Source organism: Capnocytophaga sp. ARDL2, assembly GCF_041530365.1.
In the GTDB taxonomy this organism is placed as follows: Bacteria; Bacteroidota; Bacteroidia; order Flavobacteriales; family Flavobacteriaceae; genus Flavobacterium.
The window spans coordinates 833,735-850,569 of record NZ_CP168034.1; the positions used below are offsets into that span (position 1 = coordinate 833,735).

At 33.7% G+C, this 16,835-nt stretch carries 18 protein-coding genes and 1 pseudogene; 6 read left to right on the forward strand and 13 right to left on the reverse strand.

Translation table 11 applies throughout. The features are described 5' to 3' along the window. Positions 1 to 89: 89 nt before the first annotated feature. The 6 genes from AB4865_RS04100 to AB4865_RS04125 form a co-directional block, all read right to left on the reverse strand. The gene (locus AB4865_RS04100) at positions 90 to 1,307 is read right to left on the reverse strand and encodes an aminopeptidase C (RefSeq protein WP_372474470.1); all 1,218 of its coding nucleotides are present in this window, start codon (positions 1,305 to 1,307) and stop codon (positions 90 to 92) included. 566 nt (positions 1,308 to 1,873) lie between these two features. Beyond that, a complete protein-coding gene (gene hemL, locus AB4865_RS04105; RefSeq protein WP_372474471.1) occupies positions 1,874 to 3,154 on the reverse strand; it encodes a glutamate-1-semialdehyde 2,1-aminomutase in 1,281 nt (426 codons plus the stop codon). Positions 3,155 to 3,161: 7 nt separating this feature from the next. Continuing rightward, positions 3,162 to 3,953, reverse strand: a complete 792-nt coding sequence (locus AB4865_RS04110; RefSeq protein WP_372474472.1) for a glucosaminidase domain-containing protein — start codon at positions 3,951 to 3,953, stop codon at positions 3,162 to 3,164. Further along, positions 3,950 to 4,837 (reverse strand): 1-aminocyclopropane-1-carboxylate deaminase/D-cysteine desulfhydrase, encoded by an 888-nt coding sequence (locus AB4865_RS04115; protein WP_372474473.1) that lies wholly within the window; start codon positions 4,835 to 4,837, stop codon positions 3,950 to 3,952. The genes AB4865_RS04110 and AB4865_RS04115 overlap by 4 nt, the downstream gene beginning before the upstream one ends. Before the next feature lie 62 nt (positions 4,838 to 4,899). Further along, positions 4,900 to 5,217 carry a hypothetical protein gene (locus AB4865_RS04120; protein WP_372474474.1) on the reverse strand — a complete coding sequence of 106 codons (318 nt, stop codon included), beginning with the start codon at positions 5,215 to 5,217 and terminating at the stop codon, positions 4,900 to 4,902. A gap of 76 nt (positions 5,218 to 5,293) precedes the next feature. After that, positions 5,294 to 5,878, reverse strand: a complete 585-nt coding sequence (locus AB4865_RS04125) for an OmpW family outer membrane protein (protein ID WP_372474475.1) — start codon at positions 5,876 to 5,878, stop codon at positions 5,294 to 5,296. 73 nt (positions 5,879 to 5,951) lie between these two features. On the opposite strand from AB4865_RS04125, the gene AB4865_RS04130 reads away from it, so the two are divergent. Continuing rightward, the gene (locus tag AB4865_RS04130) at positions 5,952 to 6,830 is read left to right on the forward strand and encodes an IS982 family transposase (protein ID WP_372472445.1); all 879 of its coding nucleotides are present in this window, start codon (positions 5,952 to 5,954) and stop codon (positions 6,828 to 6,830) included. Positions 6,831 to 6,870: 40 nt separating this feature from the next. Here the strand turns inward: AB4865_RS04130 and mgtE are convergent, their stop codons facing one another. Together mgtE and rsmA are read right to left on the reverse strand one after the other, a co-directional pair. Then, the gene (gene mgtE / locus AB4865_RS04135) at positions 6,871 to 8,223 is read right to left on the reverse strand and encodes a magnesium transporter (protein ID WP_372474476.1); all 1,353 of its coding nucleotides are present in this window, start codon (positions 8,221 to 8,223) and stop codon (positions 6,871 to 6,873) included. Then, a pseudogene (gene rsmA, locus AB4865_RS04140) lies at positions 8,204 to 8,988 on the reverse strand (16S rRNA (adenine(1518)-N(6)/adenine(1519)-N(6))-dimethyltransferase RsmA). The gene mgtE and the pseudogene rsmA overlap by 20 nt, the downstream one beginning before the upstream one ends. A 336-nt stretch (positions 8,989 to 9,324) precedes the next feature. Between rsmA and AB4865_RS04145 the strand changes: the two are divergent. Both AB4865_RS04145 and AB4865_RS04150 read left to right on the forward strand, forming a co-directional pair. Continuing rightward, positions 9,325 to 9,825, forward strand: a complete 501-nt coding sequence (locus AB4865_RS04145) for a hypothetical protein (protein ID WP_372474477.1) — start codon at positions 9,325 to 9,327, stop codon at positions 9,823 to 9,825. A gap of 4 nt (positions 9,826 to 9,829) precedes the next feature. Then, the gene (locus tag AB4865_RS04150; RefSeq protein ID WP_372474478.1) at positions 9,830 to 10,027 is read left to right on the forward strand and encodes a PLDc N-terminal domain-containing protein; all 198 of its coding nucleotides are present in this window, start codon (positions 9,830 to 9,832) and stop codon (positions 10,025 to 10,027) included. Between the two features lie 39 nt (positions 10,028 to 10,066). Here the strand turns inward: AB4865_RS04150 and AB4865_RS04155 are convergent, their stop codons facing one another. Together AB4865_RS04155 and map are read right to left on the reverse strand one after the other, a co-directional pair. Then, a complete protein-coding gene (locus AB4865_RS04155) occupies positions 10,067 to 10,834 on the reverse strand; it encodes a class I SAM-dependent methyltransferase (protein ID WP_372474479.1) in 768 nt (255 codons plus the stop codon). Positions 10,835 to 10,938: 104 nt separating this feature from the next. After that, the gene (map, locus tag AB4865_RS04160; protein ID WP_372474480.1) at positions 10,939 to 11,757 is read right to left on the reverse strand and encodes a type I methionyl aminopeptidase; all 819 of its coding nucleotides are present in this window, start codon (positions 11,755 to 11,757) and stop codon (positions 10,939 to 10,941) included. A gap of 426 nt (positions 11,758 to 12,183) precedes the next feature. On the opposite strand from map, the gene AB4865_RS04165 reads away from it, so the two are divergent. The 3 genes from AB4865_RS04165 to AB4865_RS04175 all read left to right on the forward strand — a co-directional run bounded on the left by AB4865_RS04165 (position 12,184) and on the right by AB4865_RS04175 (position 14,225). Next, complete coding sequence (locus AB4865_RS04165) at positions 12,184 to 13,551, forward strand: rhodanese-related sulfurtransferase (RefSeq protein WP_372474481.1); 1,368 nt, start codon at positions 12,184 to 12,186, stop codon at positions 13,549 to 13,551. A 9-nt stretch (positions 13,552 to 13,560) separates the two neighbouring features. Next, positions 13,561 to 13,914 carry an arsenate reductase family protein gene (locus AB4865_RS04170; protein ID WP_372474482.1) on the forward strand — a complete coding sequence of 118 codons (354 nt, stop codon included), beginning with the start codon at positions 13,561 to 13,563 and terminating at the stop codon, positions 13,912 to 13,914. 77 nt (positions 13,915 to 13,991) lie between these two features. Continuing rightward, entirely contained in the window at positions 13,992 to 14,225 is a 234-nt protein-coding gene (locus tag AB4865_RS04175) for a hypothetical protein (RefSeq protein ID WP_372474483.1), read from the forward strand. A 52-nt stretch (positions 14,226 to 14,277) separates the two neighbouring features. Here the strand turns inward: AB4865_RS04175 and AB4865_RS04180 are convergent, their stop codons facing one another. From AB4865_RS04180 to AB4865_RS04190, 3 genes are all read right to left on the reverse strand, one after another. Continuing rightward, positions 14,278 to 15,060 (reverse strand): alpha/beta fold hydrolase, encoded by a 783-nt coding sequence (locus tag AB4865_RS04180; protein ID WP_372474484.1) that lies wholly within the window; start codon positions 15,058 to 15,060, stop codon positions 14,278 to 14,280. Positions 15,061 to 15,125: 65 nt separating this feature from the next. After that, complete coding sequence (locus AB4865_RS04185; RefSeq protein WP_372474485.1) at positions 15,126 to 15,689, reverse strand: phosphoribosylglycinamide formyltransferase; 564 nt, start codon at positions 15,687 to 15,689, stop codon at positions 15,126 to 15,128. Between the two features lie 151 nt (positions 15,690 to 15,840). Then, positions 15,841 to 16,719 (reverse strand): IS982 family transposase, encoded by an 879-nt coding sequence (locus tag AB4865_RS04190; RefSeq protein ID WP_372472445.1) that lies wholly within the window; start codon positions 16,717 to 16,719, stop codon positions 15,841 to 15,843. Positions 16,720 to 16,835 lie beyond the last annotated feature (116 nt).

Genomic DNA, 16,835 nt, shown 5'->3' on the forward strand with positions numbered 1-16,835 from the left:
CGAAGCTTTTATTGCTAAAAGGTGTAAACCAATCAACAGCCTTTTGTTATTGTTAATATTTTAAATTCAGTTGGCAAATTTACATATTTTTATTTTACCTGCAAATTTTGTAAGCCTAATTTTTTCGCAATTGCTTTTGGCACTGCATTTTTATGCAACATAATGTCGGTTGTTTTCAATTTTACATACTCTTTTGTCATGTACATATACCCTTTGTAGTCGTTGCTTGCTCCCCAAGAGTTTTTGATGATGTAATACTCTTTTCCGTTTTGGTCTTTCGCAATTCCTACAATGTGCATACCGTGGTCGTCTTGCGTTTCGTAGTTGTCAAAAGCCGCTTGTCTTTGCTCTTCTGTGGTTACTTTTTCAGGTTTTGGTCCGTTGAACATATCAGCTCTTTGCTCTGCTGTCATATCTGCATAATCGATTTCTGGCACATAAGCTACACCGTTTTTCCAGCTAAATCCTTTTTCAGAAACATCTCCTGCCCAAGCAACTGTATATCCGTTTTTCAAAGCAGAGTCAATGATTTCTATCAATTCATTCATGCGTACATTATATACCTGATCAAACGACCAGTTGTCTGGCACCAACAATACAAATTTTGAATAATATGGATATTCTTTGAATGATGAAATTTCAACATAATCATCCATATTCAATCCTACCACTTCTTTAGCAAATGTATGTGGAGTGTATTTTTTGCCTTCGTAAGTAAACTCAGCTGGATATTCTCCTAAATAACTGTCAATTACTGCTGTGTAGGCTTTTTCCCAGTTAGGTGTCAATTTTCCATTTGGATTTTTTACGATTGCTCCCAACATTGCTTCCAAAATCGCCGACATTTCTGCCATTTGATTTCTCTTTGTACCGTAATTCAATCCTTCATAAACCGAACGAGGCACTGTTCCATATTTTTTGAAAGTATTGGTTACATCGTGAAAGGCTCCACCTTCACCCAAAGTCAATGCTCCGTGCATACGTACATACATTTTTCCTTTTTCGATATAGGCATTTCTCGCAGTAAAAATTTGCGACAATTCCACTGGTTTTTTACCTGTACGAATCATTTCTGACTCTAAAAATGAATTGGCAGAATACGACCAACATGTACCAGACGAGCCTTGATCTTTGATAAATGTATTTTCCAAGTTGATTACATCTGTAAATTGGAAAGCTTCTTTACTGTTGGCACTCTGGTTGTTTTTTACTCTGTTGATTAGCTCGTCTTGAGCGTGTGTTGTTCCTACTGATGAAAGGGCAATAAATAATGCCGCAATCATTGCTTTTGTTTTTGCTTTAAACATAAAGTTTATTGTTATTTTAAATGTTAAATTTTAAATTAAGAAGTCATCTTGACTTTTTTTCTCACGCAGATTTCGCAGATAATCACAGATCTTTTTCTGAAATGATTAAAAAAAATGCACTTAAAAACGATTAAACCTACGGTCTAAAGCATATTACCGCAGATTTTGTTTTTTTTGATTTATCAGAAAAACATCAGCGAAAATCAAATCAACAGAAAAAATTATAAAAATCTGTCTTTATCAGCGTGAAATAAAACTAAATTTTAAAAGTCGGGATAACTTCTAAAGAATTTATGACTTAATATAAAACATTATTTTCTTAATTCAGGGATTTTTGCTTATTACTTCTGAAAAAAATGATTGCGATTGTATTTTTTTTCATCTAACACATCATAATACAAAGCATGTTTCCCTCTGAAAAATGATTTTTTATAAAGTCGATTTTTGGGTAAAAACTTTGAAAGAAAGTAAGGATTTTTTCTTATTTCTTTTTCAGCTTTTTCTACTTGTTCAATGATTTTCATAGAATAAATCGAACTAAAATTTCTGCGGTTCCAATTTTCAAATTACCTCGTAACCTCTTCGATTTTTGCGATGGTTTCGTGCAAATCTTCGTAAGTCAAAGCGTCGGTGATAAACCAAGTTTCGTAAGACGACGGAGCTATATAAATTCCCCTTTCCAACAAATCGTGGAAGAATTTTTTAAATTCTGGTGTATCGGCTTTCGCAGCATCTTCAAAATTTTCAACTTTTCCTTCGCAGAAAAAGATAGAAATCATCGAACCCACACGATTTACCACAAATGTTTTGTTGTTTTTGGTCAAAACTTCACGGATTCCTTTTTCTAAATATGCTGTTTTTGCTTCTAATCTATCGAATAATTCTTTGTCATTGTTGATAGATTGCAACATCGTTAATCCTGCTGCCATTGCCAATGGATTTCCAGACAATGTACCTGCTTGATAAACAGGACCAACAGGAGCTAAACAATCCATAATTTCATTTCTCGCAGCAAAAGCACCTACAGGCAAACCTCCCCCTATTACTTTTCCAAAACAAACAATGTCGGCATCAATACCAAATAATTCTTGAGCGCCACCTTTTGCCAAACGAAAACCTGTCATTACCTCATCAAAAATCAACAAGGCATTGTTTTCCGTACACACCTCTCTCAATTTTTTCAAAAAGTCGTTTACTGGTGGTACACACCCCATGTTTCCAGCTACTGGCTCGATGATAACACAAGCGATTTCGTCTTTGTTGGCTTCGAAAAGGGCTTTTACAGACTCGATGTCGTTGTAGTCAGACAATAAAGTGTCTTGTACTGTACCCTTGGTAACACCCGGACTTGAAGGCACGCCAAAAGTTGATAATCCACTACCTGCGGCAATCAAAAACGAATCGGAATGTCCGTGGTAGCAACCTCTAAATTTGATGATTTTTTCGCGTTTTGTATATCCTCTTGCCAAACGTACTGCACTCATACAAGCCTCTGTACCAGAGTTTACAAAACGGATTTTGTCGATGTTTGGAACCATTTCTACTGCCAATTTTGCAATTTCTGTTTCAATGGCAGTTGGTGTTCCAAACGAAGTTCCTTGTTTTGTTTTTTCAATTACTGCTTCAACCACAGGAGGAAACGCATGACCCAAAATCATCGGCCCCCAAGAGTTGATGTAATCAATGTATTTGCGGTCGTCTTCGTCGTAAAGATATGCTCCTTTGGCAGATTTTACATAAATAGGTGTTCCACCAACCGATTTAAATGCACGAACAGGTGAGTTTACCCCACCTGGAATATAGTTTGAAGCTTCTACGAAAAGCTCTTTACTTCTTTGGTATAACATAAGTTTTTTATTTTAAAATCCTTAATTTTTGCCCTACAGAAATGGTATTTCCAGAAATGTTGTTGGCACTGCGTACCTGTTCGATAGTAACGTTATATTTTCTTGAAATACTGTATAAGGTTTCGCCTTTTTGAACTATGTGAGAAATAACTATTGTTTCTACAATGTTATCTTCTTCATTGTAAATAGGTTTGTAGTTGTCTCCTAAAACGATTTCGTCGTATTTGTACAATTCATAGCGTTCGATAAGGCTGATCAATTTACTTGGATAATTTGGATCTGTTGCGTAACCTGCTCTCTTCAATCCTTTTGCCCATGATTTGTAATCGCCTGGGTCTAAAGAAAACAAGGGCTTGTAGTGTGCTCTTGAAGTTAAAAATAAAGAATGATCTTTGAAAGATTCGGCAGGTGAGTTGTATTTTCTAAAACATTCATCTACGGCATCGTCTGTATGTTTGATAGTTTCACCGTCCCAAACATTCTGACATTTCACACCAAAGTGATTGTTTGCCTGTGTAGCCAATTTTCCTCTACCAGCTCCAGATTCTAAGATAGCCTGAGCCAATTTGATACTTGCTGGGATACCATACACTCGCATATTTGCCATTGCGATATCCTTGTACTGTTCTACATAGTCTGAGATGTGATCGGGCTTTACTTTTACAGTGGTTGTTGCCGAAAGTACTTCTTTTTTAGGATTTTTGTTACTATTGATTCGTTCTCTAACTTTAGCTTGATGGGTAGCACCACATCCTACCATAAAATAAGCACAAACAATAATGCTGAAAATCTTTTTCATATTTTTTCTAAAATATTTGATTGTAACCCCTGCAGACCGCCGGTGTGAATTAGTAAAATTTGTGAGTTTTTTGGAAAATATCCCTTAGAAATTAAATCCATTACACCAAAAAACAATTTTCCAGTGTAAATCGGTTCCAAAGGTATTAAATTTTTTTGACTAAATGCCTTTATAAAGGTTGATAAATTTGCGTTAAACTTGGCGTATCCTCCAAAATGATAGTCAGTTATCAACTCCCAACGATTGTTTTTTGCATATTGAGCAATTTCGTCTTTTATAAAATCTCCTTTTAAAGCAGGAAAGCCCAATGCTTTTTGATGAGGTAGCAAACTGTTGATAATCCCAGAGATAGTTCCTCCAGTTCCTACGGCACAGCAGATGAAATCAAACGAATGGTCTTCTTCAGTAAGAATTTCCTCACAGCCTTTTACAGCAAATTCGTTAGTTCCGCCTTCGGGAATAAGGTAGAAATCGCCAAATTTTTCTTTCAATTCAGCTAAAAACTCTATTGAATATTTCTCTCTATATTGGGTTCTTGTGGCGAAATAAAATTGCATACAGTCTTCCGAAGCTTTTTTTAATGTAGGATTTTCTAAATATTTAGTAGCCAATTCGTCGCCACGAATTACCCCAATGGTTTCAAAATTTGCAATTCGTCCTGCGGCTGCCACAGCCGCAATGTGATTGGAATAAGCACCACCAAAAGTCAAAAGCTTGGTTTTGCCTTGTCGTTGAGCTTCCAACAGATTGTAATATAGTTTTCGAAATTTATTCCCAGATATTTCCTCGTGCAAAACATCTTCGCGTTTTACGAAAAGCGATATTCCATACGGATTTTCAAAGGATATTTTTTGGTTGTGTGAGGGGTGTTGTATAGGGAGCATATAATAGTATTTAATTTAAAAATTTAGAGCTCTAAGCATTGAGAAATTAAGTGATTCCCAACTCACAAACACCTCCAAAAAGCAAAAACCTTTCTTTTTTTTAAATAATGTAAATCGTTTTCGTGTTGATAGGCTTCTCTTTCAAAGGAAATATTTCTGTAGGCTTGATATGTATTTTTGTATTGGAAAAGGCGAATGAGAAATTCTATTCCATACCAAAGAAAAAACAAAATCCACAGCAATTCTATTTGCTGTTTTAGATGAATGGATTCGTGGTTGATAAGTATGCGGTCTTGCTTCAATCCTTTGTTTTTTAGTAGGATAAAAGGAAAAAATGCCATGGCATCATATCCTTTGGGGATGTATTTAAAAACTAACATTTTTTTCATAGGGATAAATAAAAAACGTTTAACAAAGTTAATCATATTTGCTAAACGTTTTATGCTAAAAGTATGTTTAATCGTTTCCAATAAATAGGCTAAATCCTAATCCTATTCCAAAACTACTTGACTTAAATCCGTCTTCTGTACCATAATTTAAATTTCTACTTATGTACGCTATATTGAAATTGGTACCGAAATTTTTTGTAATTGGTACTAATAATCCTCCTTCAAAAGCATAAGCAAGCCCTCCAATTCTGTCTGAACGATAACCTTGGTTTTCAAATAAAAAGGTGTAGCCAATCCCTGTTCCAAGGTATGGGCGTGCATTTGCATCTACCTCGGGATAATATTTTATCAATCCCAATGTGGTAAATTGAGTTTGTAAATAATTTTGAGTTGTTTTGTTTTCACTTTTAAAACCAAGAGCTAATCCAACTGAAAAATTGTTTGTTACAAAGTTTTCAACGCCAGCTTGTAATAGAATTTTCTTTTCAATGTCAATATTTGGTCGCTCTGAAGGCTCTCTTTTAGATTTCAGTTTTTCGTTTATGTAATTTACATCTGTACCTGCGGAAATAATCCATTTTCCTTTTTCTGTTTGTGCTATTGTTGAATAATTTATTCCTAAAAATATTCCTATTAAAAACCTGTTGTGCATTATGAAATAAAATAAAAAAAGTTGTTCATTTAACTGAAATTCAGTATATTTAGTTCGCTAAAACAAATAAAAAATGAACAACTTAGAGCAAATATACGAAAGAATTTTAGAAGTTTTAGAAGATTTTTTTCCTCATCAACTTTTACCTTATCAAAGGAGAAAGCCAAAAATGAGTGATTTAGAATTGGTGAGTTTAAATTTAACAGCAGAATATTTAAGTATTGATAGTGAATTACAACTCTTTAGAAAAATACCTAATTCTTTGAAAAACAAAATAGAAAGAAGTGTTTATAACAAAAGAAAACGAAATCTTTTTTATTATATAAATCAGATTAGGGAAAAACTTGCAATGTGTTTTAATAGAGAGGAGAGTTATTTTGTAATTGATAGTATGCCTTTGAAAATATGTGAAAATGCTAGAGCAATGAGAAGTAAAATTTGTAGAGACGAAAGTTTTTCATATCCTGATTATGGTTTTTGTGCTAGTCAGAAGTTACATTATTTTGGATATAAATTACACATAATCTGTTCAATAGAAGGTATTGTACAAAGTTTAGATATGACTCCAGCATCTGTTCACGATGTTCATTATTTAAAAGATGTTAGTTCTCAAATTCAAAATTGCGTTTTGATTGGTGATAGAGGTTATATATCGTCACAATATCAATTAGATTTGTTTAACACTGCTACTATTCAGTTAGATACACCTAAAAGAATAAATCAAAAAGATTACAAACCTCAATTTTATTTATTCAAAAAGAAGAGAAAAAGAATCGAAACTCTATTTTCTCAACTTTGTGATCAATTTATGATTAAAAGGAATTATGCTAAATCATTCAACGGTTTTAAAACACGAATTATCAGTAAAATAACTGCTTTAACCTTAATTCAATACATTAACAAATTTGTATTAAAAAAGGAAATAAATAAAATTAAAGCAAGTATAATTTAAAATGCACAACGGGTTATTAAAAGTATTTTTTTATAGTTTTTTAAAATCTTAAAATCATTTTTGCAATGGTAAAATAAATCAACAATCCAAAGATATCATTACTCGTAGTGATAAACGGCCCTGTGGCAATAGCGGGGTCGATTCCGTATTTGTTGAGCATAATCGGTACAAATGTTCCTATTAAACTTGATAAAATCATTACGGTAACCAATGCCAAAACAATCGTTGTTGAAATTTCGTAGCTCGTTCCCATAATGAAATGGGTGGCTAAAAGCAAAACAACCGCCAAAAAGGCACTGTTGAACAGCGAAAGCAACATTTCTTTGAGCAATCGGCGACCGATAGAGCCCATCAGTGTATTGTTGGCAAGACCTTGTACGATGATTGCCGATGATTGTACTCCTACATTTCCTGCCATTGCAGCAACGAGTGGTGTAAAGAAAAACAAAGTGGCGTATTTTTCCATCGCCTCGCTAAAACTTTGCGAAACATTTACCGCAACAAAACTTCCTATCAAGGCAAGTAATAACCACGGAAGTCGCGCTTTGGTAAGTTCCCAAATGCTGTCGTCGGCTTCAACATCTTTAGAGATACCAGCTGCTAACTGGTAGTCTCTGTCTGCTTCTTCTTTGATGACATCGACAATGTCGTCGATAGTAATTCTTCCTACCAAACGCCCCATTTCGTCAATTACTGGAATGGCTTCCAAGTCGTATTTTTGCATGATACGAGCTACTTCTACATCGCTGGTGTCGATTTTTACGCTATCTACTTTTGGAATGTAAATATCCTTGATTTGCGTAGTAGTCGATGAAGTAATCAAGTCTTTGAGCGACAAGCGACCTTTGAGTCGTTCCTCGTCATCTACCACATAAATCGAATGTACACGCGATACATTTTCTGCCTGTTTACGAATTTCTTGAATACAAGTGAGTACATTCCAGTTTTCGTTTGCCTGAATGTATTCTTTCGCCATCAAACCACCGGCTGTATCCTCGTCATAACGCAAGAGTTCGACAATGTCTTTGGCGTGTTCCACATCTTCCAACTCAGAGATTACCTCTTCTTTGATTTCTTGTGGAAGTTCGGCAATGATGTCCACCGCGTCATCGGTATCCATTTCGTCGAGCTCTTCTGCAATTTCTTTCGCCGAAAGGTTGGTTAAGATTTTCTCACGCACCTCTTCGTCGAGTTCCAAAAGAATTTCCGAACTGGTTTCTGTTTCGATGATGCTAAAGAGGTATCCCGCATCGTCGGCATCCAATTCGTTGATGAGTTCGGCAATATCGGCAAAGTGCACATCTGCCAACATTTTGAGCAATTGCTTTTCGCTTTTGTCGGCGATGAGTTTTTCTATTTCGTGGATGTATTCCTTACTGAGTTTGAATTCCATGAGTTTCAATTTTTTGAGTTAGTAAAATAAACTCTTCTACGCTCAATTGTTCGGGTCTTAGGTCAAATAATTTGTCTTCTTTGATACTGTCGTTGAGCAGGGATTTTAGGCTGTTTCTCAAGGTTTTTCTTCGTTGATTAAATGCTGTCTTTACAACTGTAAAAAACAGTGATTCTTTACAAGGAAGACTGTAATTTTCTTTTCTACGCATTCGCATCACCCCAGATTTTACCTTTGGCGGTGGGTTGAATACATGTTCCGAAACAGTAAAGAGGTATTCGGTATCGTAAAATGCCTGTGCCAATACAGATAAAATTCCGTAGGTTTTACTTCCTTTTTTCTCACAAATTCTTTCGGCAACTTCTTTTTGAAACATACCCGAAAATTCTGGAACCAAATCTCGTATTTCCAATACTTTGAAAACGATTTGCGAGGAAATATTGTAAGGGAAATTTCCAATCACAGCAAAAGGTTGATTGTCGAAATGCTCTTTAAAATTGTATTTCAAAAAGTCTTTTCCGATGATTTTTCCGTGAAGTTTTGGATAGTGTACTTGCAGATAATCAACAGATTCTGTGTCGATTTCCACTACGAAAGTTTCGGTGTCTTTTCCCAAAAGGTATTTGGTGAGTACGCCCATTCCAGGCCGATTTCCAATACTTTGTCATAGCCGTTTAGTGTAAGGGTATCGGCTATTTTTTTGGCAACATTTTCGTCAGTAAGAAAGTGTTGTCCTAAATGTTTTTTTGCACGTACTTTATCCATAAAGCTAATGGTATTTTTGAAATACAAAAATACAGTTATTTTATTAAAAAGTTTATTAGAAAAAAAAAATAACTAAACACTTTTTTATTCTAAATAAAAACAATATATTTGCAGTGTTTATTAAAATTGTATAACACAAAAATAATATTTATAAAACAAAGTATCTTTAGTGCAATTTTTATTGCCACAGTTGTTTTTAGTTGCAATACAGATGAAAAACATGATGTAGTTGCAAAAGAAAAGTACTAAACTTCAATAGCACAGAAGTCAAACTCCTTTAAAAAAATTGAAGCTATAACAGATGAAGCTTTTGTATTTGGAGTAAAAAACTTAAAAATGAAAAATGAAAACACTGGAATCGTATACTCCGCTGATGTGTTCAAACATTTTTATTTTAGAGGGCAAAAAGTGTTTTTAAGTGATTTTATAGTTAAACGATATGATGATACTATAATATTAAATGAAAGATATTCTATTGAGAAAAAGGTTAATGGGGAAATTTTCATTAAGACTCCTTCATATGTAGGAAATTTTAAAGAAATGCCTGTAGAATACAAAAAAGACTTAAATGTGTTCATATTAGAATTTTACTTAAATGAAATCTATTCTACTGACAAATCAACTTTTAATGATAAAACAAAAAATAATAATGGTAGTAGACCGTGCAGTTTTTGGAACACATATTATTGTGTAGGTGTAGGTTTGACCCAATCTGCCGCAATTGCAGAAAGCACAGCTAGTGGAGATTTAATTAATTGTGAAAAACTTGGTCCTGCTGAAGCTGTTCCTTTTACAGAAGGTACTGTTTGGGCTACTGCTTATTGTTGTAATAAATAAAAATATGATTCCTTTAAGTTTAATAGGTCCCTATCACATAATCCTATTTTTGGCTGTATATATTGTATTATTGGGATATACCATTTATAAAATATATAAAAACGAGGAAGGATGGAAGTATGTGCTTTGGTTGATAATATGTTTATTTTTTCCATTTATAGGAATATTGTTATATTTTCTTTTTGGGAACAGAAAACGATAAAAAAAGGAATGAGTTCGTCATTGAATTCGTTCCTATATTTTATATTTTTCGACAAATGGGAATAATTTCCCCTTGGGCTAAACAATATTTTTTTATTTCTTCTGTAGTAAATTGCAAGGTATAATCTACTTCCTCTACTTGAAAACCTACGTTTCGTAATCGGTCGAAATAATCTCTGCCATACACACGCACATGGTCGTATTGACCGAAAATCTCTGTGCGTTGTTTTTTGTCGATAATACTATTGTCTTCAAATGTAGTGGCTCTGTTCAAATCTTGAGGGATTTGCAAAATAGCCGTTCCTTTGGGTTTCAATACGCGGAAAATTTCTTTCATCGCCTGAATATCATTGGGAATATGTTCCAACACATGATTGCAAAAGACCCAATCAAACGAATGGTCTTCAAAAGGCAAATCGCAAATATCTGCTTTTACATCAGCCAAGGGCGAATGCAAATCTGAAGTAATGTAATTCAGATTTTTCATTTTTCTAAACATGCTAAAAAAGGCCTGTTCAGGGGCAATGTGCAAAACCTTTGCAGGTGCTGTAAAAAAGTTAGTTTCTCTTTGCAGATACAACCACAACAAGCGATGTCTCTCTAACGACAAAGTGCTTGGCGACAATACATTACTTCTTTGTTTATTGTATCCGTACGGCAAAAAACTACGAAACGAACGCCCATCAATTGGGTCGGTGAAAGTGTTTCCCTTCAACCACCACGCAATTATGGGTTGTACGATATAACTCAACCTTATCAACAAAGGACGAGGAATGTGGTTTAGTATAAATTTGAAAAGTGATTTCATAGTTTTAGCATTTTGTAAAAAGTAAAATGTATATTGTAAAGTGCATTGAAAGATAAAACAATCTTTACATTATACAATATACATCCCTACTATTTTACTTTATTTTATAACACCAACGGATTTTTTCTAAACTCGTCTTCTTCGTTTGAAGTAATTCCCAACGCTTGATAAATGTATCCAAAAGTTGAAAGCAATTCTGGTTTTCCGTCCACGATGGCTACATTGTGTTCAAAGTGTGCCGATGGTTTTCCGTCGCGGGTAGCAATTGTCCATTTATCGCTCAGGGTTTTGGTGTTTTTTGTACCCATATTTATCATCGGTTCGATGGCTACAACTTGTCCTTCGATGAACTTTTTTCCATATCCTTTTCTACCGTAGTTTGGCATTTGAGGTTCTTCGTGCATAGTGCGACCAATACCGTGTCCTACCAAATCTCTCACTACAGAATAACCATGACCTTCGCAGAACTTCTGAATCGCATGTCCTACATCTTCTACACGATTTCCTACTTTGTATTGTCTGATTCCTATATAAAGCGATTCTTTGGTAACATCTAATAATTTTTTCACGGCAGGATCAATTTCCCCAACCTCGAAAGTATAAGCGTGATCGCCATAAAAACCTTCAACAATAGCCCCCAAATCACAAGAAACAATATCACCTTCTTGCAAAGGTTTGTCAGTTGGCAATCCGTGTACAATGTGGTCGTTTACCGATGCCAACAAGGTTGCAGGACAATCATACAAACCTAAAAATCCCGGAATTGCTCCATTGTCGCGAATGTATTGTTCCGAAAGGTCGTTCAATCTTTTGGTAGTGACCCCCGGTTTTATTTCAGATGCCAACATACCCAAAGTTTTTGAAACCATTAGGGCAGCTTTACGCATAATTTCTATTTCTTCTTTCGTTTTTGGAATAATCATAAATGACTAAATTTTTATTAAAGCTGCAAAGGTACAATAAAACTGAAAATAATTGACGATGAAATTCTATCCTAATGAGGCTAACTGCAATTTTTGTAGAAAAAAACTTTAATATGACTTTCATCATAAAATCTATTCAATTAAGTTTCTTATCTTTGCACCAAATCTCTCCATTTGAGGTTTTTTAATCAACAGGTAAAATATTTTTTTTGAATTCATTTTTTTGTTTCACGCAGATATTAAAAGATTTTTGGATTTAGCTGATGTTTTTTTGAAATTTCAAAAAAAAAACAAAATCTGCGAAAATCTGCTTTAAACCGTATTACACGAAATAGAAAAAATCTGTGAATATCTGTCTAATCTGCGAGAGAAAAAAATACAAAGATTTTATTTTAACCTAATTTTCTAACATAAATAGTTTATAGCATGCAACTGTACAACACATTGAGCGCCGAAGAGCGTGCACAGCTTATAGAAGAAGCTGGTCAAAAGCGTATTACCTTGTCTTTTTATCAATACGCAAAAATCGAAGATCCACAAAAATTTAGAGATGATTTGTTTTTGGCTTGGTCAAAATTAGATGCATTGGGGCGTACTTATGTAGCTCACGAAGGGATTAATGCACAAATGTCTGTTCCTTCCGAAAATTTCGAAGCTTTTAGAGATACACTCGAGGCTTATGACTTTATGAAAGGCATTCGTTTGAATGTTGCCGTAGAGCAAGATGATTTGTCGTTTTTGAAATTGACGGTAAAAGTTCGTAAAAAAATCGTTGCCGACGGACTAGACGACGCTACTTTTGATGTAACCAATAAAGGAGTACACTTGAAAGCGAAGGAATTCAATGAAATGTTGGAAGACCCAAATACGATTGTAGTAGATTTTAGAAATCATTACGAGTCAGAAATTGGTCATTTCGTAGGAGCAATCACACCAGATGTGGATACTTTCCGCGAGTCTTTGCCTATCATCAACGAGCAATTGCAACCATATAAGGAAGATAAAAATCTATTGATGTACTGTACTGGTGGTATCCGTTGTGAGAAAGCCAGTGCATATTTCAAACACCAAGGGTTTAAAAATGTATTCCAACTTGAAGGAGGAATCATCGAATATACACGCCAAATCAAAGAGCAAGGTTTGGAAAGTAAATTTATCGGAAAAAACTTTGTATTTGACCATCGTTTAGGAGAAAGAATCACAGACGATATTATTGCACACTGCCACCAATGTGGAAAACCATGCGATACACATGTAAACTGTGCCAACGAAGGTTGTCATTTGTTGTTTATCCAATGTGATGAATGTGCCGAAACGATGCACGGATGTTGTTCGGACAACTGTTTAGACATCATTCAATTGCCAATCGAAGAGCAAAAACGCTTGAGAAAAGGTGTGAAAAACGGAAATTTGGTTTTCAAAAAAGGAAAATCAGAAGCCTTGAAATTCAAAAAAGAACGAAATGTGTTTGAAAGCGTAGTACCTGTAAAAGTGGCAAAAGTAACTGAAATTCGCAAGAAGAAACACGAAAGAAAATTGTTGGTTGCCAAAGGAGAACATTTCTTTTCAAAAGCAGGTGTGGCACAATTTAGTATAATCAACCCACAATTGAAACCAGGAGATACGATTTTGATAGCAGGACCAACTACAGGAGAGCAAACTTTAGAAATGCCAAACTTTAGAATCAATGGTAAAGAAGGAAACGAATTGAAAGAAGCTGATAAAATTACTTTTGAAGTACCTTTCAGAATTCGTTTGTCTGATAAATTGTATGTGATTCAGAAGGAAAATTGATATTTTACAATGAACAAAATTTTTTACCTCAAAACCTGCGATACTTGCAAAAAGATATTGAGTCAAATTGAAAATATCGACCGTTTTAAATTGATTGAAATCAAATCCAATCTGTTGAACCAGCAACAATTGGAGGAAATTTATCAGAAAGTTGGAAATTATGAGTCGCTGATCAACAAACGAGCTACTTTGTACAAAGAAAGAGGATTGAAGAACAAAAATCTTTCGGAAAACGATTGCAAAGAATTGCTCTTGGAGCATTATACCTTTTTGGCTCGACCTGTAATTATTTACAACGAACACATTTTTGTTGGTAATAGTAAAAAAGTAATAGAGCAAATGTTAGAAATTGTAAATCAGTAAAAAATAAGATATGTTTACATTCCTATTTTTAAGTTTGCTTTCGATGATTTTTATTGTCATCGCTTATTTGATACGATTTGAAAAAAATACAATCTAATGGCAGGGGATATACGGATTTTGATAAAAAAGACGAACAGAAAATAAAATTCAAAGCCAATTTATTGGCAGATTCTACCTTTTTCTTTGCTTTTTTATTGTTTGTATTTTCAACACTAAATCTTGTGGTAGATTGGTTTAATTTTCTGTATGATGAATTTGATGGAATGTTTATTATCATCACATCACTGATAATTTCTACTTTGTTTTTATAGTGTTTTGTACCTTATAAGGAAATAAAAAAACAATGGTAAATGAATCGTTCATTTACCATTGTTTGATTATAGACTTTAGGTTTTCTTTCAAAAGTTCGGGGCATTCTATAGGAGCAACATGTCCGCAAGGCAACGAGATAAATTGCGTTTCATTTTCAAAAGTTTCTTCTTCTACAGCCTTTGCAGACAAGATAGGGTCTTTTTTTCCTACGATGATACATTTTGGATAAGGTGAAAAATGCAACAAAACTTCACGGTCGTTTCGCTCTTTCATTCCTTCCGAAGCGGCAATAACTCCTTGCGTTGGCGTTTCTAATGCCTGTTGTGTAAATTGTTCAACTTTATCAGAAATAGTGTCTAATATTTCGGTGTCAAACAAATTTTGGATAGCCATGCGAATAAAAAGATTTTTGTTTTTTTTGACCATTTCTATTGCACGATTTCGATTTTCTTTTCGTTCGTCCGAATCGGCACGAGAGGTAGAATTGACCAACACCAAACCTTTCACATTGTCTGCATACAATTCGGCAAAAGCCAAAGAAACATATCCACCCATCGAATGACCAACCAAAATCACTTTTCTGATTTTTAGGTGAGAAAGCAAGGCGTGTAGCATATCTGCTTGGTCTTCCATCGTGTGAATATAGCCGATACAATCACTCTTTCCGTGACCTAATAAATCTAAGGTAATAATGCGATGTTTATGCGAAAAATCTTGAATGATTTCGTCCCAAAGGTGCAGATTTTCCAAAAAACCATGGAGAAATACCACACAAGTACCCTTGCCTGTATCGGTATATCGTATGCTTGAATTTTTGTATTGAAAGTGTTTCATTTATTATAATGGATTGTTGTAAAATGTAATACAATATACTTAATACTTTGTACTTAAATCTGACATTATCCAAACAACAATTTCTCTACTACAATTGGAAAAAACTTGTATTCCAATTCGTGAACTTTTTGAGCAATTTCGTCAGCAGTAGTACAATTTTCGATATTGGTTTTTTCTTGTAAAATGATTTCACCTTTATCGTATTGCTCGTTTACATAATGAATCGTAATTCCTGTAAATGCCTCTTTATTTGCCAAAACAGCTTCGTGTACATGATGTCCATACATGCCTTTTCCGCCATAATTTGGCAATAGAGCAGGATGGATATTGATGATTTTATTAGGGAAATCTTTCACTACATCGGCAGGAAAAAGCAATAAAAATCCGGCTAAAACAATCAAATCGGGTTGAAAATTTTTCACAAATTGAGCAAAATCTCCGTTTTCAAATCTCGATTTTGGGTAGTAATGAGCAGGAATTTGCAATCTTTTGGCTCTTTCAAACACACCAGCGTCTTTTTTATTGGCAATCACTTCAAAAGAAATATCATGAGAAGTAGTAGCAAAATAATTGATAATGTTTTCTACATTAGAACCTGAACCTGAAGCTAATAAAAGTACTTTTTTCATAAATTAGGAAGGAATATAACTAAATTAGTTGTCTGCAAAATTCTAAAAAAAAAAGCATATACAGAAAAAAAATAATACATTGTTTCTGAAAATATATTGTACATAGGAGTAAAAAACATAGGGTATTATTTAAAAAAACCCGTTGTGCATTTTAAATTATACTTGCTTTAATTTTATTTATTTCCTTTTTTAATACAAATTTGTTAATGTATTGAATTAAGGTTAAAGCAGTTATTTTACTGATAATTCGTGTTTTAAAACCGTTGAATGATTTAGCATAATTCCTTTTAATCATAAATTGATCACAAAGTTGAGAAAATAGAGTTTCGATTCTTTTTCTCTTCTTTTTGAATAAATAAAATTGAGGTTTGTAATCTTTTTGATTTATTCTTTTAGGTGTATCTAACTGAATAGTAGCAGTGTTAAACAAATCTAATTGATATTGTGACGATATATAACCTCTATCACCAATCAAAACGCAATTTTGAATTTGAGAACTAACATCTTTTAAATAATGAACATCGTGAACAGATGCTGGAGTCATATCTAAACTTTGTACAATACCTTCTATTGAACAGATTATGTGTAATTTATATCCAAAATAATGTAACTTCTGACTAGCACAAAAACCATAATCAGGATATGAAAAACTTTCGTCTCTACAAATTTTACTTCTCATTGCTCTAGCATTTTCACATATTTTCAAAGGCATACTATCAATTACAAAATAACTCTCCTCTCTATTAAAACACATTGCAAGTTTTTCCCTAATCTGATTTATATAATAAAAAAGATTTCGTTTTCTTTTGTTATAAACACTTCTTTCTATTTTGTTTTTCAAAGAATTAGGTATTTTTCTAAAGAGTTGTAATTCACTATCAATACTTAAATATTCTGCTGTTAAATTTAAACTCACCAATTCTAAATCACTCATTTTTGGCTTTCTCCTTTGATAAGGTAAAAGTTGATGAGGAAAAAAATCTTCTAAAACTTCTAAAATTCTTTCGTATATTTGCTCTAAGTTGTTCATTTTTTATTTGTTTTAGCGAACTAAATATACTGAATTTCAGTTAAATGAACAACTTTTTTTATTTTATTTCATAATGCACAACAGGTTTAAAAAATAATTATCAAAGCTCAAGGAGG